Raw genomic sequence first — 22,439 nt, forward strand, 5'->3', positions numbered from 1 at the left:
TGTAACCGCGCGAGCCTTGACGCTCAACCTTAACTCGAACCTTGGCGGATTTTTCCTGCGCACGGCTCTGGGGCCACCCCTCCACGGTGAGGATCCGGACATAATCCGCCCCAGCCGTTGACCTATCCCTGTTCCAGACAATAGCGTGTGGGTAAACATTAGTTGACTGTTAGGCAATACCCAGCGAAGCCCTTGTCAGAGGGCAGTCTCCGCGAAACGACAGGACCCCCAATGGAATACGTAAACGCCGCGATTGTTGTGGCCTATCTTGTGGGCATGCTTGCCTTCGGCTGGTGGGGCAAGTCCCGCACCAAGAATGAAAGCGACTATCTGGTGGCCGGACGCCGCTTGGGTCCGGTGTTCTACACCGGCACCATGGCCGCCGTCGTTCTCGGCGGAGCATCCACCGTCGGCGGCGTCGGCCTCGGTTATCAGTACGGTGTCTCCGGCATGTGGCTTGTCGTCGCCATCGGCATGGGTGTGCTGCTGCTCAGCCTGCTGTTCGCGTCCACGCTGCAGAAGCTGAAGATCTACACCGTTTCCCAGATGCTCACCCTGCGCTACGGCGGCGGGTCCACCCGCATGTCTTCCGTGGTCATGCTGGCCTACACGCTGATGCTGTGCGCCACGTCGACCGGTGCCTACGCCACCATCTTCGTGGTGCTCTTTGGCTGGGAGCGCTGGCTCGCCATCGCCGTCGGCGGTGCCGTGGTGCTGATCTACTCCACGATTGGCGGCATGTGGTCCATCACCCTGGCCGACATGGCGCAGTTCATCATCAAAACGATCGGCGTCTTCGCCCTGATGCTCCCGCTCACGTTCTCCAGCGCCGGGGGCCTGGACGGCATCCGTGAACGCGTGGGCGACGAGTTCTTCAGCATCACCGGCATTGGCGCGCAAAGCATCATCACCTACTTCGTTGTCTATACCCTCGGGCTGCTCATCGGCCAGGACATCTGGCAGCGGGTCTTCACGGCCCGCACCCCGCTGATCGCACGCTGGGGCGGCACCGCAGCAGGCATCTACTGCATCCTCTACGGCGTCGCCGGAGCCCTGATCGGCATGGCCGCCTCCGTCGTCCTGCCGAACATCGCTTCCAAGGACGATGTCTACGCCGACGTGGCGATGAACCTGCTCCCGGTGGGCATCGGCGGACTGGTGCTGGCAGCAGCCGTGGCCGCGATGATGTCCACCGCCTCGGGGTCGCTTATCGCGGCGGCCACAGTGGCACGGACCGACGTCGTGCCCTTTGTCCGCAGCTGGTTCGGGGCTTCCCCTTCCCAGGCCCCTGCCGCCTCCGGAGAAAACCCGGAACACGACGTCGCCCGCAGCCAGGTCTGGGTGCTGGGACTGGGCATCGTGACCATCGTGCTGGCGATCGTGGTCCAGGACGTGGTGGCTGCGCTGACGATCGCTTACGACATCCTCGTCGGCGGACTCCTGGTCGCCATCCTGGGCGGCCTGGCGTGGAAGCGCGGCACCGGATTCGGCGCAGCAGCCTCAATGGTGGCGGGGTCAGTGGCCACGCTTGCCACGATGATCTACCTCGAAATCACCGGCGACCAGCCCTACGACGGTGTCTACGCCAATGAGCCGATCTACTTCGGGCTCGTTGCCTCGGCCGTGGTGTACGTCGTCGTTTCCCTCCTGACTCCGCGGACAGACGCTGCAGTGATGTCCGCATGGGAAGACCGTCTGGCTGGCCGGGAACGAGAGGATGCAGCGGCGTCGTCGTCGCCGGCTTCCGCCTAACCGCACCGCCGCCCGTCGGCACACACACACGAAAGGGTGCTCCCGCTGCATGCGGGAGCACCCTTTCCGGCTGGCGGAGCAGCTTCGTGAAACTAGCTGCGGCCCCCGGCCGAGGACGGAACGGAGCTTTCCACTTCCCTGGATTCCTCCGTCGGCTCCGGCTCCCCGGACCCTGCGTCGATGTTCATGCTCGCTTCGTCGAAGGGCAGTTCCTTGTCCAGGACGCGGCGGACCTGCTCCTTGTCGATCTCCTTGGTCCAGGTTCCGATCAGCACGGTGGCCACAGCATTGCCGGTGAAGTTGGTGAGTGCACGCGCTTCGGACATGAAGCGGTCAATGCCCACGATCAGGCCAACGCCTTCGATCAGGTCCGGGCGGTGGGACTGCAGGCCGCCGGCCAGCGTCGCGAGGCCTGCGCCGGTGACACCGGCGGCACCCTTGGAAGTCCGTTTGGGCGTGGCCGGGGACGAAGGATCGCGCGGATTCGAGCTCACCGTCCGGGACAGCGGACCGGGGATTCCCGCCGAGTCGAGGACCCGCATCTTCGAGCAGGGATTCAGCACCAAGGATCCCGTGCAGACTGCGGGGGCGGGGCGCGGTTTCGGCCTGGCACTCGTCAACCAGGCGGTCCTGCGCCTCGGCGGGACGCTGGACGTCGGCTCCCACCATGCCGGCGGGGCCCGCTTCACGGTCAGGCTGCCGCTTCCGGAAGGAGCGCGGCCATGACCCAGGGTTCCGATATCGCTGTCCTGGTGGTGGAGGACGAGTCCGTGGTGGCTGAGGCGCACGCGGAGTATGTGCGGCGCACCGAGGGGTTCGCCCTGGCCGGCACCGCCCGCACAGCCGCAGAAGCCAAGGGATTCCTCGACGGCCCGCGCGCCGGCGTGGATCTGGTCCTGCTGGATATGAACCTTCCGGACCTGCACGGGCTGGACCTGCTGCGCCGAATCCGGGGAGCCGGAATTCCTGCCGATGTTATTGCCATTACCGCTGTCCGCGACCTGGCTGTGGTGCGCGGGGCGATGTCCGCAGGAATTGTCCAGTACCTGATTAAACCGTTCACCTATGCCACTTTTGCCGCCAAGATGGCCTCCTACCGCGAGTACCACGCGAACCTGGCCGGCCAGGGTTCCTCGGCAAAGCAGTCGGAAGTTGACCGCGCCCTGGCCGCGCTGCGTCCGTCAGTGCCGGCGGCCCTGCCGAAGGGACTGTCACCGGAGACGCTGCGGACGGTGTCCGAGCTGTTGAAGGACGCCCCGGACCCGATGTCCGCCTCCGAAGTTTCTGCAGCACTGACAATGTCGCGGATCACGGTCCGGCGCTACCTTGAGCACCTCACTGTCCAGCGGGCCGTCGTCCGTTCCCCGCGCTACGGCTCCCCCGGCCGGCCGGAACTCGAATACGCCTGGCGCCGCTGAGCTCCTCCGGGATCAGGTGCCGGGACGGAGCAGCGGAATCAGGTCATCCAGCACCGAGCGGTCCTCAATGGTGGAAGGCACGACGAAATCATCGCCGTCGGCAATCTGGCGCATGGTCTTGCGCAGGATCTTCCCGGAACGGGTCTTGGGCAGTGCTTCCACGACCCTGACGTCGCGGAAGTCCGCCACTGGACCTATCTGGGTCCGGACCAGGTCCGCGAGCGCTGACTGGACCTCTTCTTCCGTCGCCGTGGATCCGGCCTTGAGCACCACGTACCCGCAGGGGCGCTGGCCCTTCAGGCTGTCCCGCACACCGATGACGGCGCACTCTGCCACGTCCGGGTGCTTCGCCACGGCCTGCTCGATTGCCCCGGTGGACAGGCGGTGCCCTGCCACGTTGATGACGTCATCTGTCCTCCCCATGACAAAGACATAGCCGTCCTCATCCACATATCCCGAATCCCCCGTCGCATAGCTGCCCTCGAAGGCTTCAAGGTAGGAGGCGCGGTAGCGGTCATCGCTCCCCCACAGCGTCGCGAGGGTTCCGGGCGGGAGCGGCAGGTCCAGCACAATGTTGCCCTCAGAGCCCGTCGCCACTTCGGTACCGCTTCCGTCCACGATGCGCACCCGGAATCCAGGCACCGGGAACGTTGGCGATCCGGCCTTGATCGGCTGCGGGTCAAGGCCCATCGGATTGGCACAGATCGCCCAGCCGGTTTCTGTCTGCCACCAGTGGTCCACCACGGGAATCCCCAGCGACTCCGACGCCCAGCGGAAGGTCTCCGGATCAAGCCGTTCACCAGCTGCGAAGAGGGTCCGCAGCTTCGACACGTCGTACCCGGCCAGTAGCGCAGCCTCCGGATCCGCGCGCCGGATCGCACGCAGGGCCGTCGGCGCCGTGAAGAGAACCTCCACGCTGTGTTCTGCAGCCACCCGCCAGAACGCGCCGGCATCGGGAGTCCCTACCGGCTTGCCCTCGTACAGCACTGTCGCCGCGCCCGCGATCAGGGGGCCGTAGACGATGTAGGAGTGCCCGACTACCCAGCCGACGTCAGACGCCGTCCACATCACCTGGCCGGGGGCAATGTCGTAGATGTTGCGCATGGACCAGGCCAGCGCGACGGCGTGGGATCCGTTGTCCCGGACCACGCCCTTGGGCGACCCCGTGGTTCCAGACGTGTAGAGGATGTACAGCGGATCGGTCGCGGCCACGCTGACCGGCCCCTGCGGTTCGGCTGCCTCCGCCAGCTTTGCCCAGTCCCGCCACACCGTGCCGCCGGCGCCGTCGTATTCCCCTGCTGTATGGCCAAAACCGTTCCGTGCGGCAACGACGACGGAACGCACCCGGTGCGATGCGGTTTCCAGGGCCTCGGCCACAGCAGGCAGGTACTCAACCCTGCGCTTGGGCTCCAGTCCCCCGCTGGCCGTGACCACGACGTCGGGCCGGGCGTCATCGATGCGCGCGGCAAGTTCCGCGGCGGCAAACCCGCCGAACACTACCGAATGCACGGCGCCCAGCCGGGCTGTTGCCAGCATCGCGATGACTGCTTCGGGAATCATGGGCAGATAAATCACTACCCGGTCTCCGGCACGGATCCCCTGGCCGTGCAGCACGCCCGCGAAGATCTCCACCTCGGCCAGCAGTTCGCTGTAGCTGTACATCCGCTTGGTGTCGAGCATGGCGGAGTCGTAGATGAGGGCTGCATCGTCACCGCGGCCGGCCAGGACATGCCGGTCCAAGGCGTTGAAGCTGGTGTTCAGCTGCCCGTCGGGGAACCAGCGGTAAAGCGGTGCGCCCTGATCATCCAGGGCCTGCCGGGGCGCAACGTCCCAGTCGACGAGGCCTGCGGCGTCCAGCCAGAATCTCTCCGGATCCTCAACACTTTCGGCATAGGTCTTCGCATAACCGTTGGTTCCCATGAATCCTCCTTGATCCGCAGGTTGGCGCGCGCCGCGGCCGGCGTCGTTCCCGCCATCCTAGGGGACACACGTCAGACTGAAAAGAGCCGCGTGTATACACACCACCTCTGGCGTTGAGTTAATTTGGTGGCCCAGTTCACTATCAGGCCTTCTGTGTATACACTGAACCGGAAACAGACCACTCTGCGGGAAGGGCAATCATGCGGGCCAGCGACCGGGCCTACGCCATGCTGCGGGAAGACATCGTTGAATGGCGGCTTCCGCCGGGAACGGTGCTGGGAGAGGTGGAACAGTCCCAGCGCCTCGGCATCTCCCGCACACCGCTGCGTGAAGCCCTTGCCCGGCTCACTGCGGACGGGCTGGCGGCACCCCACAACGGGCGCGGCGTCGTCGTCACCCCTATATCCGCGGAGACCGTCGGTGCGCTCTTTGAACTGCGGCAGGCCCTTGAATGCCAGGCCGCTTCCCTGGCCGCGGTCCGCTGCAACCCCGACGTGTTCCGCGCCCTGCGTGCCGACTTCGAAGCCGCGGCAGCCCGGCTGGATGCCGACCCGGACGAGGACCCGGCCCGGCGCGGCTACTACGCACTGGTCGCCCGGCTCGATGCCGCGATCGATGAAGCCGCCGCGAACCCCTACCTCACCCAGGCGCTGGGCAACGTCCGCCTGCACCTTGCGCGTGTCCGCCGCCTCGCCAAGGACAACCCCGGCAGGCTCAGGGACACAGCAGCCGAGCACGCCACTATCGCCGGAGCCATTGCCGCGGCGGACCCCGCTCTGGCCGCAGCGGCCACCCGCATCCATCTGCACAAAAGCCTTGAACACTTCACCACCGTCCACCACCCTGAAAGGACCCCTCAGTGAAATCCCATAACGTCCGCGTTTACCGCAGCGAGGAAAACCTCCCCCGCGAAGACCAGCTGGCCTGGAAGATCGCTGCCGTCGCTGCCGACCCCGTAGCCGTCACCGACGACGTCGCGGACATGGTCATCAACCGCATTATCGACAACGCTTCCGTAGCCGTCGCTTCACTGAACCGCGGTCCGATCGTCGCTGCCCGCGCCCAGGCGCTCTCCTTTGCCCCGTCCTCAGGCGGTTCGGGCGCGTCTGTCTTTGGCGTCCAGGAGAAGACCTCCCCCGAGTGGGCTGCCTGGGCCAACGGCGTGGCCGTGCGTGAACTGGACTACCACGACACCTTCCTGGCCGCGGAATACTCCCACCCGGGTGACAACATTCCCCCGATCCTCGCCGCAGCGCAGCACACCGGGGCCTCAGGCGCGGACCTGCTGCGCGGCATCGCCACCGGCTACGAGATCCAGGTCGACCTGGCCAAGGCCATCTGCCTGCACAAGCACAAGATCGACCACGTGGCCCACCTCGGCCCGTCTGCCTCCGCCGGCATCGGCACCCTGCTGGGACTGGACACCGAAACGATCTTCCAGGCCGTCGGCCAGGCACTGCACACCACCACTGCCACCCGGCAGTCGCGCAAGGGAGAAATCTCCACCTGGAAGGCACACGCCCCGGCGTTCGCCGGCAAGATGGCCGTCGAAGCCGTCGACCGGGCGATGCGGGGACAGACCTCCCCCACCCCGATCTACGAAGGTGAAGACGGTGTCATTGCCTGGCTGCTGGACGGGCCCGACGCCTCCTACGACGTGCCGCTGCCCGCCCCGGGCGAGGCGAAGCGCGCGATCCTGGACACCTACACGAAGGAACACTCCGCGGAGTACCAGGCTCAGGCGTGGATCGACCTGGCGCGCAAGATCCACCGCGAGCATCCGGAAACCGCGGATCCGGCCAACGTCGCCTCCGTGCTGATCTCCACCTCGCACCACACGCACTACGTGATCGGCTCGGGAGCCAACGATCCGCAGAAGTACGATCCCGCGGCGTCCCGCGAAACCCTGGACCACTCCATTCCGTACATTTTCACGGTCGCCCTGCAGGACGGTGCCTGGCACCATGTGGATTCCTATTCCCCCGAACGTGCCGGCCGCCCGGACACCGTGGCACTCTGGCACAAGGTGACCACCGTGGAGGACCCGGAATGGACCCGCCGCTACCACTCGGTGGACATCGCCGAGAAGGCGTTCGGCGGCCGGGTGGACATCACCCTCACCGACGGAACCGTCATCACCGACGAGATCGCCGTCGCTGACGCGCATCCCCTCGGTGCCCGTCCGTTCGTTCGTGCCGACTACATCAACAAGTTCCGCACCCTCGCTGCCGGACTGGTCTCCGAAGAGGAAATGGACCGCTTCATCGCCGCCGCCGAACGCCTGCCCGAACTCGCCGCAGGTGAACTCGGCCAGCTCAACATCACCGCCGCCGCCGGGATCATCGATCCCGCCGCCGCCCCGAAGGGACTGTTCTAAATGCTGTACTCCTCCACCACTCCCGAGCAGAAGCGCATCGCGATGCGCGAAGGCCTGTCCTCCGGCACCCTGCAGCAGTATCCGGGTGCCTTCAACCCGCTCTCGGCCCGGCTGATTGAAGAAAAGGGATTCGACGGCGTCTACATCTCCGGTGCGGTCCTCGCCAACGACCTTGGCCTGCCGGACATCGGGCTGACCACTCTCACCGAGGTGGCGACCCGCGCCGGCCAGATCGCGCGGATGACCGATCTGCCGGCAATTGTCGACGCCGACACCGGCTTCGGCGAGCCGATGAACGTGGCCCGCACCATCCAGGAACTCGAGAACGCCGGCCTGGCCGGCTGCCACATCGAGGACCAGTTCAATCCCAAGCGCTGCGGGCACCTCGACGGGAAGAACGTCGTCGACCTGGACACCGCCACCAAGCGGATCCGCGCTGCCGCTGACGCCCGCCGGGATCCCAACTTCCTGATCATGGCGCGGACCGATATCCGCGCCGTCGACGGACTGGAAGCGGCCCAGGACCGGGCCCGGGCGCTCGTGGAAGCCGGCGCCGACGCAATTTTCCCCGAGGCCATGAAGACGGTGGAGGAATTCGCCGCCATCCGCGCCGCCGTCGACGTCCCGATCCTGGCGAACATGACCGAATTCGGCAAAAGCGAGCTGTTCACCTATGACCAGCTCGCCGCCGCCGGCGTCAATATGGTCATTTACCCGGTGACCCTGCTGCGCAGCGCGCTGGGCGCAGCAGAGCGCACCTTGGAAACCATCAAGGCCGACGGCACGCAGGAAGCAGCGGTTCCCAGCATGCTCACACGTGCACGCCTGTACGATCTGGTGGATTATGAGGCGTACAACCGCTTCGACACTTCGGTGTTCAACTTCCAGGTCCCCGGCACAACCGCCACCTCGGCGCCGGCCTAACCCGGCTTCCGTTCCAGTTCCACCACGCAAGAAGAAGGCACACGCACCACCACTGAACTGCGCACCATGACGAAGGAGTCCCAGAATGACCGACACAAACATCCACAAGGGCCTGGCCGGAGTGCTGGTGGACACCACCAGCATCTCCAAGGTAAATCCCGACACCAACTCGCTGCTGTACCGCGGCTATCCGGTGCAGGAGCTGGCCGCCAAGTGTTCCTTCGAGGAAGTCGCCTACCTGCTCTGGAACGGTGAGCTGCCCACGGATGAGCAGCTGGCCGAGTTCGTGGAGGGTGAACGGTCCCAGCGGGCGCTGACCCCGGAACTGAAGGCTGTCATCGACGCCCTGCCGGTGACCTGCCACCCGATGGATGTCTGCCGCACGGCTGTGTCGGTCCTGGGCGCCCAGCATCCGCAGGCAGACGATTCCTCCGTTTTGGCCAACATGCAGAAGTCGGTCAGCCTGTTTGCCGCCATGCCTGCCGTCGTCGCGTATGACCAGCGCCGCCGGCGCGGCGAGGACCTGGTGGAGCCCAGGGATGACCTGGACTATTCCTCGAACTTCCTCTGGATGACCTTCGGTGAGGAAGCCGCCCCCGAGGTGGTGGAGGCGTTCAATGTGTCGATGATCCTGTACGCGGAGCACTCCTTCAATGCCTCCACGTTCACCGGCCGTGTCATCACGTCCACGCTCTCGGACCTGCATTCGGCCGTGACCGGTGCCATCGGCGCGCTGAAGGGGCCGCTGCACGGCGGCGCCAACGAGGCAGTGATGCACACGTTCGAGGAGATCACCTCCAGCGCCGGCGAGGGCGACGTCGCCGGGCACGCGGCAGGCTGGCTGGATGCCGCGCTGGAGGACAAGAAGAAGATCATGGGCTTCGGCCACCGCGTGTACAAGAACGGCGACTCGCGGGTTCCCACCATGAAGGCCTCCCTGGACAAGATGGTCAAGCACTATGACCGTGCCGACCTGGGTGAGCTGTACACGGCCCTGGAATCGGCCATGGGTGAGCGCAAGAACATCCTGCCGAACCTGGACTACCCCGCGGGGCCCGTTTACCACCTGATGGGCTTTGACACGCCCACGTTCACTCCCCTGTTCGTGGCGGCCCGGATCACGGGCTGGACCGCGCACATCATGGAGCAGCTGGAGGCCAATTCCCTGATCCGTCCCCTCAGCGCCTACGACGGCCCCGAGGAACGGCACCTGGGCTAGCCGGGTCCGAACACACGAAGGCCCGCCGCAGGGGAATCTGCAGCGGGCCTTCTGCTGTTCGGATCAGGAGTGTTTCGGCGCAGTTTCGCCGGCGGACGACGGCGGCGGCGCGGTTTCTGCGAAGTTCCCGGCGGAGACATCCTGCTGTGCCAGGCGGCGCAGCGCCAGGAGCAGCGGCTCGGTGAGGATGGTTCCCAGCACCACATACCGCATGGCTTCCGAGGAGCTCCCGAGCGGCACCTCTTCCAATTCCCGGACGGCCAGCTGCCGCATGGCCGAGGCATACATTTCCGGGAACCCGGGCGGGGGCACAAACCCCGCGGCCTCCAGGCCGGCCAGTGCCTCTTCGAGCCGGTACCGGGAAAGGTGGTCGTCCGGATCGATGTTCCAGCCCAGCGAGGCAACCATCGCGTCCGCTCTCGGGTGCGCCGTTAGTGAGTGGCCGGCCCTCGCACGCACGCCAGTGTCTAGCGCGTGATGTGCCGCGCCGAGAAGCCCGTGGGTCGATTCCGGTGGCTCGTCCAGTTGTTTCAACACCTCACCGGCAGCCGCAATCGACAGCCCTCCGGCGCCCAGAAGGGCGCGGATAAGCCGCAGCCGGGACAGATGGTCTTCGCCGTACTCTGCCTGCCGGGGAGCTGTCTGCCGGCCTTCCGGAAGCAGGCCGCTCCGCAGGTAGAACTTGATGGTGGCCACCGGAACCCCGGATTCTGCCGCCAGCTCTGAAATTCGCATGGAGAACCCCCTTGTGCTGGATAGTGTAGCTCTCTAGTCTGGATAGTGTAGCTCTCTAGTCTGGATAGCAACACTATCCTGTTATGGAAATCAGGTGCCGTTATGGCTCGCGTTCTCAGCCACCGCTCAACCCACCAGCACACCGGTCCCCTGGTGGTGTTCCTTATCGGCATGAGGATCAACCGCCCGTGGCGCCCGGATCTCTGGGTCCCGGCCTTTGCCGCCATGCCGCGTATGCTCAAGGAGCTTTCTTCCGACCCCGGCTCCGGTCTGCTGGGTTACCGGATAACCGTCGGATCCGGCGGTCCGCTTGTGGTGCAGTACTGGAAGAGCACTGAAGAGCTCTATGCCTACGCCAGCCAGACGAATGCAGAACACCGGCCGGCCTGGGCAGCCTTTAACCGCCGGGCCCGGAAGGCACCGGGAGCCGTAGGCATCTGGCATGAGACCTTTCCGGTGGAGCGGGCCGAATCAATGTACGTCGGCATGCCGGTATCCGGCCTGGCCCAGGCGACCGCCAACCGGCCCGCGCCAGACGGCAGCCGGGCAGCGGACCGGCTGGCCGCCGCGGGACACTAGCCGCGCGAACCCTTCCGCCCCTCGGGGCGGGCATCGTTTGAGGGCACGCAGCCGTCAGCGAACCCTTCCGCCCCTCGGGGCGGGCATCGTTTGAGGGCACGCACCCGTCAGGGCGAAGAGAAAACCACGCTGCCCACGCACTCGTTGTCTTCGGCGAGCGTCACGGCTGCGGCGAAGTATTCGCCGGAAAGCACCTTCGGCATCCAGTACGCGGAGTCCTCCCACATAGCCGTATAGGGAACGGCATCCATCGGGTACCACGCAGGTTCGATCTCCGCTGACGGCGCCGGTGTCCCGGACCAGTTCCAGGACCGGTAGACCACGGTGGACATGTCCCATTCCGGGCGTGAGGGAAACATGAACTCGATGGATCCGGCGGGTTCCAGGTCCCCTTCGGCAACGGTGACGCCGGATTCTTCGAAGACTTCCCGCACGGCCGCCTGTTCGGGGCTCTCCCCCGGCTCCACATGGCCGCCAAGCGTCACGATCCGGCCAATACCGAATCCGGTTTTCTTGAGTCCCAGCAAAACCTGGGGTCCCCCGCTGGTATCGCGCATCAGGAAGCACAGTACTACGGGCGTGGCGCGCGGGGCCTGGGGACCGAGATGCGGCACCGGATTCACAGCGCCCGCGGGTGGGCTGCGGCGTAGACCTCGCGCAGTGTGTCGGCGGTGACCAAGGTGTACACCTGGGTGGTCGTTACGGATGCATGGCCGAGCAACTCCTGGACAACCCTGACATCTGCGCCGCCTTCGATCAGGTGCGTGGCGAAGGAGTGGCGCAGGGTGTGCGGAGAGACATCCCTGTCAATCTTGGCGCGTTCCGCCGCGGTCTTGAGAATGGTCCAGGCGCTCTGCCGGCTCAGTCTGCCGCCGCGGGCGTTCAGGAACAAGGCAGGTGTGCCCTTCCCCTTTGCGGCAGCTCCGGGACGTCCCCGGACAAGGTAGTCATCCAGCGCCCGGGCAGCATAAGAGCCCAGCGGGACGAGACGTTCCTTCGAGCCTTTGCCGAAGAGGCGGACGACGTCCGGCCCGTTGGCCGGGATGCGTTCCAGGGACAGGTCATCGATATCCAGGCCCACTGCTTCGCTGATGCGCGCCCCGGTGGAATAGAGGAACTCCAGCAGCGCGCGGTCGCGCAGTCCGGTGGGCGTGTCCAGCGGTACAGCCTCGAGGATCCGGGTGACTTCGTCCACGCTGATGGCCTTGGGCAGGCGCTTGCCCGCCATCGGCGGGTGGACATCGGCTGCCGGGTCGGATGTGGTGATCCCTTCAAGGGCCCAGAACTTATGCAGGCCGCGGACCGCCACAACCGTCCGGGCCGCCGAACGCATGCTCAGCGCCGCAGCGCCGTCGGATCCTTCTGCGATGGAACGTGCGAACGCCGTGACGTCATGCCGTGTAATGGCAGTCGGATCGGCACGGTCATTGGAGGCCAGGAACCGGGCATACCGCACCAGGTCCCGCCGGTAGGCGTCCACTGTGTTCCGGGCGAGCCCGCGTTCCACGGCCATGTGCTGGAGATAGGCGCCAATGGCACGTCCTACGGCGGTGGTCCGGAGGTCGTCAGCGGCTCTCTGTGAACTGCGGGCAGCGGTCGCGGACGGTGCCGGCCGGGCAGCAGCACCGGACTCCCCCGGATCGGCTGATACAGCGTCCGCTGTTTGAGGGGCTGCTGCCAGCGCGGACCGGTCAAGGATCAGGGTGGGGTTCAGCTGGGCCTTGAGATCAAGCTCAATGGTGTCGTTGATCGAAGGCACAGGCAGGTCACCAACCCGCGGGTCAGGGACCCGGGAGTCTTCGGCCGGCCCTTCAGCAGAGCTCATGCCGCCTGCGGCAGGGAAGGCGGGTATCACCCATGCCCCTAGCGGACGGATCCGTTGGGCCAGGTGTGGTGTTCGGTGTGGTGCTCAGGCCACGGTGCATCGGCTGGACGCAGATTCGCGTAGCCAGAGTTCCGGGCGGCAGCAGCCGCCAGCACGGCGGCGGCCGCCGACGGGCTGTGCATCCGCCCCTCAAGGACTGCGTTGACGGCGTCGTCGAGGTCAACCCACATCATTTTGATCTCCGCTTCCTCGTGGAAGCGCTCATGCCGCTCGTCGGCCGGCACATCATGCAGGCCGCGGGCAAGGTAGATCCGCAGTTCTTCGCGGGATGATCCGGGTGAGAGGAAAAGGTCTGCCAGGACGTTCCAGTCCTCGGCCACCAGGTCGGCTTCCTCAGCCAGTTCGCGGACGGCTCCGGCAAGGTAATCCTCGCCCTCCACGTCCAGGAGCCCGGCGGGGATTTCCCAGAGTGTCATACGGACCGGGTGCCGGTACTGGTTGATCAAAAGCACCTGGCCGGCGTCGTTCATGGCCAGGATGGCCACGGCACCGGGGTGCCGGATGTAGTCGCGGACCAGGGGTTCGCCGTCGTCAGTCAGGGTGAACTTCTCGCTCACCACGTCCCAGATGGGACCGCTGTAGACCACTGAGGACTCCAGCAGCCGTCGCGGACTCTGCTCGTCGGCAAACCCCTGGTTCTCGCTCATGCCTTACGCGTCCGCGCCCTGGTGAGCCAGTGCGGCCTTGATCAGGCCGGCAAAGAGCGGGTGCGGGCGGGGGGGCCGCGAGCTCAGTTCCGGGTGCGCCTGGGTGGAGACGTAGTACGGGTGCACGTCCTCGGGCAGTTCGACATATTCGACGAGCTGTCCGTCGGGCGAGGTGCCGGAGAAAACCAGGCCTGCTTCGGCGATCTGCTTCCGGTACTGGTTGTTGACCTCGTAGCGGTGGCGGTGGCGTTCGGCGACGGCGGTCTTGCCGTACGTCTTGGCCACGACCGAACCTTCGTCCAGCTTCGCGTCCCAGAGACCCAGGCGCATGGTGCCGCCCATGTCGCCCTGGCCTGCCACGATTTCCTTCTGCTCCGCCATGGTCGCGATGACCGGGTACTTCGTGTCGGGTTCGAACTCACTGGAGGAAGCGCCTTCGAGGCCGACGACGTTGCGGGCGTACTCGATGACCATGCTCTGCAGGCCAAGGCACAGACCCAGGGTCGGCAGCTTGTGCTCGCGTGCAAACTTCAGTGCACCGAGCTTGCCTTCGAGGCCGCGGATACCAAAGCCGCCGGGGACGCAGATGGCGTCCACGCCGGCCAGTGCCTTGCGGGCACCTTCTTCGGTAGCGCAGTCATCGGAGGGGACCCAGCGGATCTTGACCTTGGTGCTGTTGGCGAAACCGCCGGCACGCAGGGCCTCAGTCACGGAGAGGTAGGCGTCGGGCAGGTCGATGTACTTGCCGACCAGTGCCACCTCGACGTGGTGCTTCGGGTTGTGCACAGCTTCAAGCAGGCGGTCCCACTTAGTCCAGTTGACGTCCTTGAACTTCAGTCCCAGGTGCTGGACGATGTACGCGTCCAGGTTCTGGGAGTGCAGTGTCTTCGGAATGTCATAGATGCTCGGAGCATCCGGGCAGCCGATCACGGCGTCGACGTCGACGTCGCACATGCGGCCGATCTTGTCGCGCATCGCGTCAGGGACCGGGCGGTCCGAGCGGATGACGATTGCGTCCGGCTGGATGCCGATGGAGCGGAGGGCTGCCACGGAGTGCTGGGTCGGCTTGGTCTTCAATTCCTGCGACGGGCCGATGTACGGGACCAGGGAGACGTGCAGGAAGAAGACATTGTTCCGGCCGATATCCTGGCGGACCTGGCGGGCGGCTTCAAGGAAGGGCTGAGACTCGATGTCGCCCACGGTGCCGCCGATTTCGGTGATGATGACGTCGGGGGTCTTCTTCGCCTCGGAGGGCAGGCGCATCCGGCGCTTGATCTCATCGGTGATGTGGGGAATGACCTGGACGGTGTCACCGAGGTACTCGCCGCGGCGTTCCTTGGCGATGACGGTGGAGTACACCTGGCCCGTGGTCACGTTGGCGGACCCGTCGAGGCTCTCATCGAGGAAGCGCTCGTAGTGTCCGATGTCGAGGTCGGTCTCAGCGCCGTCGTCGGTCACGAAAACTTCACCGTGCTGGAAGGGGTTCATTGTGCCCGGATCCACATTGAGATAGGGATCGAGCTTCTGCATCGTCACGGAGAGGCCGCGTGCCCGAAGCAGGTGACCGAGGCTGGAGGCCGTCAGTCCCTTACCAAGGGACGATGCCACGCCTCCGGTAACGAAGATGTGTTTGGTCGTAGAAGACGACTTGGGAAACCTGGAATTTGATCGCTGCACCACGGAATTCGAGCCTATCACCTTTTGTTGGTCTGGGTAGTATCCCCACTGGGAACGGCTGCCGTCGCCAGTAGTTCCTCGGCGTGGGCACGGGCCGACTCCGAGTCCTCGTGACCTGCGAGCATCCGGGCCAGTTCCCTGATCCGGGCTTCGCGGTCCAGCACGACGACGTCGCTGGCGGTGACGCCCGACCCGTCATCCGCGGAGGAAGAGGTTTTAATCACGCGGATGTGATGGCCCGCGAAGGCCGCCACCTGCGGCAGATGGGTCACCACGATCACCTGCACGTGGCGGGCCAGCATCGCCAGCCGCCGGCCTATTTCGATGGCTGCCTTGCCGCCGACACCGGCGTCGACCTCGTCAAAGACGAAGGTCGGAACCGGATCCACTTCGGCGAGCACGACTTCGATGGCGAGCATCACGCGGGACAGTTCGCCGCCGGATGCGCCCTTGCCCAGCGGCCGCGCCGGTGCTCCGGGATGCGGAGCCAGGAGGAACTCGATCGTGTCCGCGCCCTGCGGCCCCAGGGCCGTGCTGGGATCCACGGTGATCACCAGCCGGGCGTCGGGCATGGCCAGCGCGGTGAGCTCGTCGCTGACCCGTCCGGAGAGTTCGGCTGCGGCGTCCGTGCGCAGCTTGGTCAGCCCCGCGGCCTGTTCCCAGAGACGTGCCTGGAGCTCGGTCAGCTCGGCTTCGAGGGATTCGATCCGGCTGCCGTCGTCTCCGAGCTCCCCCAGGCGGGCCCGGCCGGTTTCCGCCCATTCCAGGACTTCGTCGACTGACGGTGCGTACTTCCGGACCAGAACAGCCAGTTCCGCGCGGCGGGCTTCCACCTCGGCCAGCCTGCCGGGGCCTTCGCCGTCCAGGGAGGCGCTGTAGCTGGACAGCTCGGCCGCAATGTCGGCCAGGATGTAGCCGACTTCCGCGAGCCGCGCTCCGGCCTGTGCCAGGGCCGGATCGTGCTCACCTGCCAGTTCCAGCTGGCGCTTGGCTGCGTCCACCAGCGACGTGGCATCCGATCCGTCGGCGAAGTCACCTGCGACAAGCGCCTGGTGCGCCCCGACGGACGCAGAACGTAATTCCTCGATATTGCCCAGGCGCATGGCCTCGGCCTTCAGCGTCTCGTCTTCCGCCGGCTCGGGTGCGACGGCGTCGATCTCTTCCAGGGATGCGGCGAGGTACTCCGCTTCACGCAGGCGTTCCCGTGCGGTCTCGCGCAGTTCCGAGAGCTCGGCCTCGGCTGCCCGCCAGCGGCTGTAACCTGCACGGTACTCTTCCAGCGCGGCTGCCAGCGACTCCCCCGCATACTTGTCCAGCGCTTCGCGCTGTGCCGCGGAACTCTTGAGCCGCAGCTGGTCAGTTTGTCCGTGGACGGCCACAAGGTGGTTGCCCACCTCGGACAGGACGCCCACGGGTGTCGCGCGGCCGCCCAGATGGGCGCGGCTGCGTCCGTCAGCGTTGACGGTTCGGGCAACGATGAGTTCGACGGCGCCGTCGAACTCTTCCAGTTCTGCTCCCGCCTCCGCGGAACGCTCCACGGCAGGACTCTGCGGCGGCAGCCGGACGACGGCCTCCGCCAGCGCCGATTTGGCGCCCGTACGGACGGCTCCGGCGTCTGAGCGGGCACCGAGCAGCAGCCCCAGGGCAGTGATCACCATGGTCTTGCCGGCGCCGGTTTCACCGGTCACCACAGTGAAACCAGAGCCCAGCGTCAGCGTTGCGTCGGTGATGACGCCCAGGTCCCGAATGCGTATTTCTTCGATCACGGGAGGATGCCTCCGTTCGCTGCCTGCTCTGAAGGCTGGTTCACCGGGCCCCGCCAGCCCTGGGTGGGGAGCTGGAATTTGTTGACCAGCCGCTCCGAGAAAGGCGTGTCGTGAGTACGGGCCAGCCGGACCGGCACGTTGGAGCGGGTCACCTCCACGCGGGAGCCCGGCGGCAGGTCGATGCTGCGGTGTCCGTCGCACCAGAGGATGCCGTTGGCGGCGTTCCGGGACAGGATCTCCACCGCCAGGATGGAGTCCGGGGCGACAACGAGCGGCCGGGAGAATACGGCGTGGGCGCTGATGGGTGTGATCAGCAGAGCTTCGACGCCGGGCCACACAACGGGCCCGCCAGCAGAGAACGCGTAGGCAGTCGAGCCTGTCGGGGTCGCCATGACCACGCCGTCGCAGCCGAAGGAGGAAATGGGACGCGCATCGACCTCCATGACTACTTCCAGCATGCGCTGCCGGTCTGCCTTTTCCACCGCGGCCTCATTGAGCGCCCAGGTGTGTGCCAGCAGCGAGCTGTCCAGCCAGACCTTGACGTCGATGGTCAGCCGCTCTTCGACGGTATAGTCCCGGTCCACGACCCAGCCGACGGTCTTGTCCAGGTCTTCGCGTTCACTTTCGGCCAGGAAGCCGACGTGGCCCAAGTTGACCCCCAGCAGCGGCACTTCCGTGTCCCGTACCAGTTCCGCCGCGCGCAGGATGGTCCCGTCTCCCCCCAGCACCATGCCAAGGTCGACTTCGCTGAGCTGGACGTCTTCGTCCAGGATTTCGGTCGGTGCGGTGAGCCGGCCGTACTCGGCCTGGATATCTTCGAGATCTTTCCGCCGCATGACAGGAACCAGTCCTGCAGCGTGGAGCTGGGTGCAGACTTCCTGGGCCGCAGCCATCGCGGCACTGCGGCCGGTGTGCGCGATCACCAGTATGCGTCTGCTCATGTTGTCTCTGTGTCCTCTTCTGCCCCTGGAAAGGAAGCCGTGTGTAGCCGTCCCGTCAGTCTTCTATGCCATCCGGTGCGTCCGCAAACGCAGCGGGCGCATCGAATACCCGGTTGACCAGAGCCGTTGCCGCCACGGAGCGTTCCGCGGCGTCCGGGAGGGTCCCTGCGGGAACGCGCATCCACATAAAGAATTCCACATTCCCGTTCTGGCCGGGCAATGGACTGCGGGCGATTCCGGATATTTCCAGTCCGGCACCCACTGCCGCGTCAGTGACGCGGTCCACGGCGAGGCGGTGCCTGGCGGGATCGGTGACGACGCCGGTGCGGTTCAGCAGCTCGCGTCCGACCTCGAACTGGGGCTTGACCATCAGCAGCAGGCTGCCGCCGGGAGCGGTGGCTGCGGCCAGGGGCACGATGACCATGGTGAGCGAGATGAAGCTGAGGTCGGCGACCGTCAGGTCCACCTGCCCGCCGATGTCCCCGGGGGTGAAGTAGCGCACGTTCATGCCCTCGAAGACCCGCACGCGGGGATCTGACCGGAGGGAATCAACCAGCTGGCCGTGGCCGACGTCGACGGCGGCAACCTCACGGGCGCCTGCCCGCAGCAGCACATCCGTGAACCCGCCGGTCGAGGCGCCGGCATCCAGGCAGCGCAGTCCGGCAGGATTGACGGTCGGAAAGGCCTCAAGTGCACCGGCCAGCTTGTGCCCGGCGCGGCTGACATAGTCCGGGCCGCCGTCATCTGTCACCTGCAGCGGATCCTCCGGCCGGATTGGTGTCGAGGCCTTGGTGAGGACGCTGCCGGCGCGCAGGACGCGTCCGCCGGCGATGAGCTTTCCAGCGTGGGTACGGGAACGGGCCAGCCCGCGGGTGACAAGCTCCTGGTCCAGCCGGGCCACCGCTAGCCTGCTTCCGGAGAGGCGGGTTTGGTGGGCAGGCCCGGCTTCATGGACTGCGGAACGCCGGCATCCGGACCAGTGCTCCCGGGCAGCGCGGCGGCGTCGTCGTTCAGCGCGGCCAGCAGACCGTCATGAAGCGTGCCGTACAGGGCGGCATGCTCTGAGACGGGCATGTCCGCCACCTTGCCGAGGGCCGCGAGAACGGCATCGACGCCGGGGTCCCCTGTCTGCGGAACCGCCGGGCTGTCTCCATTGATTTCTTCCACGCTCAAACCCTAGCTTCCGGCACCGACAACCCAGCGGACTTCGGGGGAAACAGCCGCCGTGACTTCGGGGTTGGCGTCCCACCAGGCCGCGCAGGCAGCGCGCCAGCCGTCCAGGTCTCCTTCGGGGGCCGTGATCTCCACCGTTTCGCCGGAGACTGATGCCAGCGCGGCACCGCAGCGGAAACCCTCACGGGTGCGCTGCACGCCCGGGTACGGCTCGTAGAGCGCGCCAAGGTTCGGGATGAGGAAGTCCGGACGTTCAGCGGTGCGTGCTGCGAGGGCCGTGGCTGGGCTGTCGACGCCGGTCAGTACCAGCGCCGTCGCATAGCCGGCGTTGGTGCCGCCCAGAATGTCCGTATCCAGCCGGTCCCCCACCACCAGGGGCCGCTCGACGTCCAGGTGCCGTGCCGCCGTCGTGAACAGGGGCGCTTCGGGCTTGCCTGCGACCACCGGAGCGCGGCCCGTCGCCGCAGCCACAGCTGCGACGAGGGTGCCGTTTCCGGGAGCGATCCCGCGGGCCTGCGGGATCGACAGATCAGTGTTCGTAGCCACCCAGACGGCTCCTGCCGCGACAGCGAAAGCCGCTTCGGCAAGGTCCTTCCAGCCGAGTCCGGGGTCGAACCCCTGGATCACGGCTGCCGGCTGGTCATCTGCAGAGAGAACGGGTTCCAGCCCCTGGGCCCGGACCTGGTCGGTCAGCGTCTGGCTGCCCGTCACCAGGACGCGGCTGCCTGCCGGGACAAGTCCCGCCAGAAGCTCCGCGCCGGCCTGCGCCGATCCGAACACGTTCCCGGCAGTTGCCGGAGCGCCCAGCTCCCGCAGGTGCTCAGCCACCGTGGCCGATGAACGGGAGGCGTTGTTGGTGATGTACGCCAGCTGCACCCCGGCGGCCTTGAGCCCCTGGAGGGCTTCCGGAGCGCCGGGGATGGCATGCGGGCCGGCGTAGACAACGCCGTCGAGGTCAGCGAAGACCGCGTCGAAGCTGCCGACGAGCGGCTTAGTCATTGCGCTCCGCGGCGGCTTCCTCCGCTGCGTCTGCTTCGGCTGCTTCGCTGTCTTCGGAATCCGGTTCGGCTTCCTCGGCGCCCAGCAGCGCTTCGCGTTCGTCGCTCGGGAGGGCGTCGTCGGCGGACTCGTCGTCAACGTCCAGGCCTGCCGAGGCTGCCTCGGGCGCCTGAGCATAGTTGACGCTGCGGTCCTCAGCTGCGGATGCCTGGCCGGCGTTCTCTGCGTTGCTGTCGTTGTCCCGGCGGAAGCGCGGCTTCGCCGGAGCTTCGTCGTCTTCACCAAGGTCCAAAATTTCCGGTTCAGCGAAGTCTCCAACGCCAAGCGCGCTTTCGGCGACGACGGCCTGGCGGCGCCAGGTCTCGGCTTCCTTGCCGCGGCCGGCCAGTTCAAGGGCATCGGCGTAGGCACGGAAGAGGCGCGGGCTGTAGGAGAAGGCACGGTTCTTGTCGAGCTGCGGGATCTCGAGGGAGGAGACGGCAGCGTCGAACTGCTCCATGTCCATCCGGGCACCCGAGGCCACAATCGCGACGTCGACCTTCACTGAGTTGTCGAGCTCGGCAACCTCTTCGGAGCGCAGCAGGTCCAGTGCCCGGTCCGGACGGCCCAGACCGCGTTCGCAGTCGGCCATCATGGCCAGGTACTCGTTGGAACCGCTGATCCGCCGGTGCGTGCGGAATTCGCGCAGTGCGTCCCCGAACTCGCCGGCGGCGTACGCCGTCAGGGCTACGGCTTCACGGACAGCTGCCATGCGTCCGCCGCGGCGGCTGGCTGCGAGGGCGTGCTGGAAAGCCAGTTCGGGATCTGCATCGATCAGGCGGCCGGCCATGACGAGGTGCTTCGAGACCCATTCGCCGTTGACTTCTTCGAGGTTGCGCAGCTGGGCGCGGGTAACCTTGTCCAGCTCCTGGCCTGTGACGTCATCGTCGATCTCCGGAGACCGCTCACGGTCTGCGCGGTTGGCGCTGCGCAGGTCGCGCGCATTGTGCTTGCGTTCCGTAACGGGTGCATCATCTCCGGAGCGGCGCTGCGGCCTGTCATCCTTGCGGAACGGCCGGTCGGACGACGGACGGCGTTCGGAATCCTTTCGGAACGGCTTCCGGTCGCTGTCGCGGGACGGACGATCACCATAAGGCTTACGCTCACCACGGTCACTGTTGAACGGCTTACGCTCACCACGATCTGCACCGAAGGAACGACGCTCACCATCACGAGCGGGACGATCACCATAAGGCTTACGGTCTCCCCGGTCACCGAAGGGCTTACGCTCACCACGGTCACTGTTGAACGGCTTCCGGTCATCCCGTGCCGGGCGATCGCCAAATGGCTTCCGGTCTCCACGATCACTTGTGAACGACTTACGGTCCCCCTCGCGAGCCGGGCGGTCACCGAAGGGCTTACGCTCACCACGATCACTATTGAACGGCTTACGCTCAGCCCGATCGCCACCGAAAGAACGACGCTCACCATCACGAGCGGGACGATCGCCATAAGGCTTCCGCTCATCGCGACCACCGCTAAACGGCCTACGGTCCCCCTCGCGGGACGGACGATCACCAAACGGCTTACGCTCACCATCACGGGACGGACGATCACCGTAAGGCTTCCGCTCACCACGGCCACTATTGAACGGCTTACGGGGGCCGCCTTCCTTGCTGAAGGGCTTACGTTCACCATCACGAGCCGGACGTCCGGCGGACGCCTGTCGGTCTGAATAGGACTTGCGCTGCGGGGGTTTGCGATCGTTAGCCTTGGGGCGTCCCTGGCTGTCTCGCTCTTCCCGGTTGTTCTGCTCGGACATGCTGAGTTCCTCTCGTCGTGAGCCGACCAACGGAATTTACTGCAGTCGCTCGTCACTATGTATGTGTAGATAAGGCGCAGGATCCACCTGCGAAAGTCGTGGGGACCTAAAGGGTCCTCCTCAATTCTAGGGCAGCACGGAGAAGCTGCCGTCCGCCAAGCACCACCCGACGGGTTGTGCGGGGTGAATCTTGCCACTTTTGGCCGGCACTCGATGCCCTCCCCAGCGACAAGCTCCCGGATTCCGTCTCCAGAAGAACTCACACGTGGCCGAGGTACCGGCATTGAACTCACGCTTTGCACTTTCACACGCCGGGTACCGGGTTTCCCACCCGTCGTTACGGGTGTTGCCCCGTGAGGTCACACCGGCCACGGGAGCACCGGAGCGTGGGAACAGCGGCCCCGCATGCGGGACCGGCATGGCTCCGGTATGCCGTTGCCGGCCCTGGCGGTGCACGGTGATTTTGCGCACCCGGCGTACGGGTCCTCCAGCACCACCATCCCGAGCACGGCTACCCGCAGCCCAAACAGACAGGCCGGGATAAACGCGCGGGTTAAACAGGCCGGGGGCCCCCCCCCCCCCCCGGGGGCCCCGCCCCCCCCCCCCCCCCCCGGGGGGGGTGGGGT

Annotated in this window: 21 protein-coding genes and 1 pseudogene; 9 read left to right on the top strand and 13 right to left on the bottom strand. The window is 66.3% G+C overall.

Translation table 11 applies throughout. The annotated features are described in order from the left end of the window. The first annotated feature begins 231 nt into the window (after positions 1-231). Positions 232-1,752 carry a sodium:solute symporter gene (locus tag TVB01_RS06120; protein WP_422454931.1) on the top strand — a complete coding sequence of 507 codons (1,521 nt, stop codon included), beginning with the start codon at positions 232-234 and terminating at the stop codon, positions 1,750-1,752. A gap of 92 nt (positions 1,753-1,844) precedes the next feature. Here TVB01_RS06120 and TVB01_RS06125 read toward each other — a convergent pair. Next, positions 1,845-2,195 (bottom strand): annotated as a pseudogene (locus TVB01_RS06125) (cation:dicarboxylate symporter family transporter); the annotation flags it as partial. Between TVB01_RS06125 and TVB01_RS06130 the strand changes: the two are divergent. Further along, positions 2,089-2,478, top strand: a complete 390-nt coding sequence (locus TVB01_RS06130; protein ID WP_422454932.1) for a sensor histidine kinase — start codon at positions 2,089-2,091, stop codon at positions 2,476-2,478. The pseudogene TVB01_RS06125 and the gene TVB01_RS06130 overlap by 107 nt on opposite strands. Next, positions 2,475-3,170, top strand: a complete 696-nt coding sequence (locus TVB01_RS06135) for a response regulator (RefSeq protein WP_422454933.1) — start codon at positions 2,475-2,477, stop codon at positions 3,168-3,170. Before TVB01_RS06130 ends, TVB01_RS06135 begins: the two co-directional genes overlap by 4 nt. A 12-nt stretch (positions 3,171-3,182) precedes the next feature. On the opposite strand, the gene TVB01_RS06140 is transcribed toward TVB01_RS06135, so the two are convergent. Further along, on the bottom strand, positions 3,183-5,090 hold the full coding sequence (locus TVB01_RS06140) for an AMP-binding protein (RefSeq protein ID WP_422454934.1): 1,908 nt from the start codon (positions 5,088-5,090) through the stop codon (positions 3,183-3,185). A gap of 200 nt (positions 5,091-5,290) precedes the next feature. Between TVB01_RS06140 and TVB01_RS06145 the strand changes: the two genes are divergently transcribed. The 4 genes from TVB01_RS06145 to TVB01_RS06160 all read left to right on the top strand — a co-directional run bounded on the left by TVB01_RS06145 (position 5,291) and on the right by TVB01_RS06160 (position 9,610). After that, positions 5,291-5,953: a GntR family transcriptional regulator gene (locus TVB01_RS06145; RefSeq protein WP_422454936.1), complete on the top strand. Its 663-nt coding sequence runs from the start codon at positions 5,291-5,293 to the stop codon at positions 5,951-5,953. Then, positions 5,950-7,467: an MmgE/PrpD family protein gene (locus tag TVB01_RS06150; RefSeq protein ID WP_422454937.1), complete on the top strand. Its 1,518-nt coding sequence runs from the start codon at positions 5,950-5,952 to the stop codon at positions 7,465-7,467. The genes TVB01_RS06145 and TVB01_RS06150 overlap by 4 nt, the downstream gene beginning before the upstream one ends. Continuing rightward, positions 7,468-8,391, top strand: coding sequence for a methylisocitrate lyase (gene prpB / locus TVB01_RS06155; RefSeq protein ID WP_422454939.1), 924 nt, complete (start codon positions 7,468-7,470; stop codon positions 8,389-8,391). 85 nt (positions 8,392-8,476) lie between these two features. Then, positions 8,477-9,610 carry a bifunctional 2-methylcitrate synthase/citrate synthase gene (locus tag TVB01_RS06160; protein ID WP_422454941.1) on the top strand — a complete coding sequence of 378 codons (1,134 nt, stop codon included), beginning with the start codon at positions 8,477-8,479 and terminating at the stop codon, positions 9,608-9,610. Positions 9,611-9,673: 63 nt separating this feature from the next. On the opposite strand, the gene TVB01_RS06165 is transcribed toward TVB01_RS06160, so the two are convergent. Beyond that, positions 9,674-10,345 carry a MerR family transcriptional regulator gene (locus TVB01_RS06165; protein WP_422454942.1) on the bottom strand — a complete coding sequence of 224 codons (672 nt, stop codon included), beginning with the start codon at positions 10,343-10,345 and terminating at the stop codon, positions 9,674-9,676. 102 nt (positions 10,346-10,447) lie between these two features. On the opposite strand from TVB01_RS06165, the gene TVB01_RS06170 reads away from it, so the two are divergent. Next, positions 10,448-10,924, top strand: coding sequence for a DUF4188 domain-containing protein (locus TVB01_RS06170; RefSeq protein WP_422454943.1), 477 nt, complete (start codon positions 10,448-10,450; stop codon positions 10,922-10,924). A 107-nt stretch (positions 10,925-11,031) separates the two neighbouring features. Here TVB01_RS06170 and TVB01_RS06175 read toward each other — a convergent pair whose 3' ends face one another. From TVB01_RS06175 to TVB01_RS06220, 10 genes are read right to left on the bottom strand one after another with little or no spacing between them, the layout of a single operon-like run. Further along, on the bottom strand, positions 11,032-11,547 hold the full coding sequence (locus TVB01_RS06175) for an 8-oxo-dGTP diphosphatase (RefSeq protein WP_422454945.1): 516 nt from the start codon (positions 11,545-11,547) through the stop codon (positions 11,032-11,034). Continuing rightward, positions 11,544-12,749: a site-specific tyrosine recombinase XerD gene (gene xerD / locus TVB01_RS06180; RefSeq protein WP_422454946.1), complete on the bottom strand. Its 1,206-nt coding sequence runs from the start codon at positions 12,747-12,749 to the stop codon at positions 11,544-11,546. Before xerD ends, TVB01_RS06175 begins: the two co-directional genes overlap by 4 nt. 38 nt (positions 12,750-12,787) lie before the next feature. Continuing rightward, the gene (locus TVB01_RS06185) at positions 12,788-13,456 is read right to left on the bottom strand and encodes an NUDIX domain-containing protein (protein WP_422454948.1); all 669 of its coding nucleotides are present in this window, start codon (positions 13,454-13,456) and stop codon (positions 12,788-12,790) included. A gap of 3 nt (positions 13,457-13,459) precedes the next feature. After that, the gene (locus TVB01_RS06190; protein WP_422454950.1) at positions 13,460-15,154 is read right to left on the bottom strand and encodes a CTP synthase; all 1,695 of its coding nucleotides are present in this window, start codon (positions 15,152-15,154) and stop codon (positions 13,460-13,462) included. Then, positions 15,151-16,899, bottom strand: a complete 1,749-nt coding sequence (gene recN / locus TVB01_RS06195; protein ID WP_422454951.1) for a DNA repair protein RecN — start codon at positions 16,897-16,899, stop codon at positions 15,151-15,153. The genes TVB01_RS06190 and recN overlap by 4 nt, the downstream gene beginning before the upstream one ends. Further along, positions 16,896-17,840: an NAD kinase gene (locus TVB01_RS06200; protein ID WP_422454953.1), complete on the bottom strand. Its 945-nt coding sequence runs from the start codon at positions 17,838-17,840 to the stop codon at positions 16,896-16,898. The genes recN and TVB01_RS06200 overlap by 4 nt, the downstream gene beginning before the upstream one ends. Before the next feature lie 55 nt (positions 17,841-17,895). Next, positions 17,896-18,741 carry a TlyA family RNA methyltransferase gene (locus tag TVB01_RS06205; protein WP_422454955.1) on the bottom strand — a complete coding sequence of 282 codons (846 nt, stop codon included), beginning with the start codon at positions 18,739-18,741 and terminating at the stop codon, positions 17,896-17,898. Between the two features lie 2 nt (positions 18,742-18,743). Beyond that, a complete protein-coding gene (locus TVB01_RS06210) occupies positions 18,744-19,007 on the bottom strand; it encodes a hypothetical protein (RefSeq protein ID WP_422454957.1) in 264 nt (87 codons plus the stop codon). 9 nt (positions 19,008-19,016) lie between these two features. Next, positions 19,017-20,012 (bottom strand): HAD-IIA family hydrolase, encoded by a 996-nt coding sequence (locus tag TVB01_RS06215; RefSeq protein WP_422454959.1) that lies wholly within the window; start codon positions 20,010-20,012, stop codon positions 19,017-19,019. Beyond that, positions 20,005-20,841 (bottom strand): hypothetical protein, encoded by an 837-nt coding sequence (locus tag TVB01_RS06220; protein ID WP_422454961.1) that lies wholly within the window; start codon positions 20,839-20,841, stop codon positions 20,005-20,007. The genes TVB01_RS06215 and TVB01_RS06220 overlap by 8 nt, the downstream gene beginning before the upstream one ends. 6 nt (positions 20,842-20,847) lie before the next feature. Between TVB01_RS06220 and TVB01_RS06225 the strand changes: the two genes are divergently transcribed. Next, positions 20,848-21,726 carry a hypothetical protein gene (locus TVB01_RS06225; protein WP_422454962.1) on the top strand — a complete coding sequence of 293 codons (879 nt, stop codon included), beginning with the start codon at positions 20,848-20,850 and terminating at the stop codon, positions 21,724-21,726. The last annotated feature ends 713 nt before the right edge of the window (positions 21,727-22,439 follow it).

Origin of the sequence: Arthrobacter sp. 7Tela_A1 (assembly GCF_049311065.1) — a bacterium.
GTDB lineage: Bacteria > Actinomycetota > Actinomycetes > Actinomycetales > Micrococcaceae > Arthrobacter_B.

What these genes read in the sequence shown, in the direction of transcription:
- TVB01_RS06120 (WP_422454931.1), top strand. Translation starts at nt 232, where the DNA reads ATGGAATACGTAAACGCCGCGATTGTTGTGGCCTATCTTGTGGGCATG.
- TVB01_RS06130 (WP_422454932.1), top strand. Translation starts at nt 2,089, where the DNA reads ATGCCCACGATCAGGCCAACGCCTTCGATCAGGTCCGGGCGGTGGGAC.
- TVB01_RS06135 (WP_422454933.1), top strand. Translation starts at nt 2,475, where the DNA reads ATGACCCAGGGTTCCGATATCGCTGTCCTGGTGGTGGAGGACGAGTCC.
- TVB01_RS06140 (WP_422454934.1), bottom strand. Translation starts at nt 5,090, where the DNA reads ATGGGAACCAACGGTTATGCGAAGACCTATGCCGAAAGTGTTGAGGAT.
- TVB01_RS06145 (WP_422454936.1), top strand. Translation starts at nt 5,291, where the DNA reads ATGCGGGCCAGCGACCGGGCCTACGCCATGCTGCGGGAAGACATCGTT.
- prpB (WP_422454939.1), top strand. Translation starts at nt 7,468, where the DNA reads ATGCTGTACTCCTCCACCACTCCCGAGCAGAAGCGCATCGCGATGCGC.
- TVB01_RS06160 (WP_422454941.1), top strand. Translation starts at nt 8,477, where the DNA reads ATGACCGACACAAACATCCACAAGGGCCTGGCCGGAGTGCTGGTGGAC.
- TVB01_RS06165 (WP_422454942.1), bottom strand. Translation starts at nt 10,345, where the DNA reads ATGCGAATTTCAGAGCTGGCGGCAGAATCCGGGGTTCCGGTGGCCACC.
- TVB01_RS06170 (WP_422454943.1), top strand. Translation starts at nt 10,448, where the DNA reads ATGGCTCGCGTTCTCAGCCACCGCTCAACCCACCAGCACACCGGTCCC.
- xerD (WP_422454946.1), bottom strand. Translation starts at nt 12,749, where the DNA reads ATGAGCTCTGCTGAAGGGCCGGCCGAAGACTCCCGGGTCCCTGACCCG.
- TVB01_RS06185 (WP_422454948.1), bottom strand. Translation starts at nt 13,456, where the DNA reads ATGAGCGAGAACCAGGGGTTTGCCGACGAGCAGAGTCCGCGACGGCTG.
- TVB01_RS06200 (WP_422454953.1), bottom strand. Translation starts at nt 17,840, where the DNA reads ATGAGCAGACGCATACTGGTGATCGCGCACACCGGCCGCAGTGCCGCG.
- TVB01_RS06215 (WP_422454959.1), bottom strand. Translation starts at nt 20,012, where the DNA reads ATGACTAAGCCGCTCGTCGGCAGCTTCGACGCGGTCTTCGCTGACCTC.
- TVB01_RS06220 (WP_422454961.1), bottom strand. Translation starts at nt 20,841, where the DNA reads ATGGCCGGCCGCCTGATCGATGCAGATCCCGAACTGGCTTTCCAGCAC.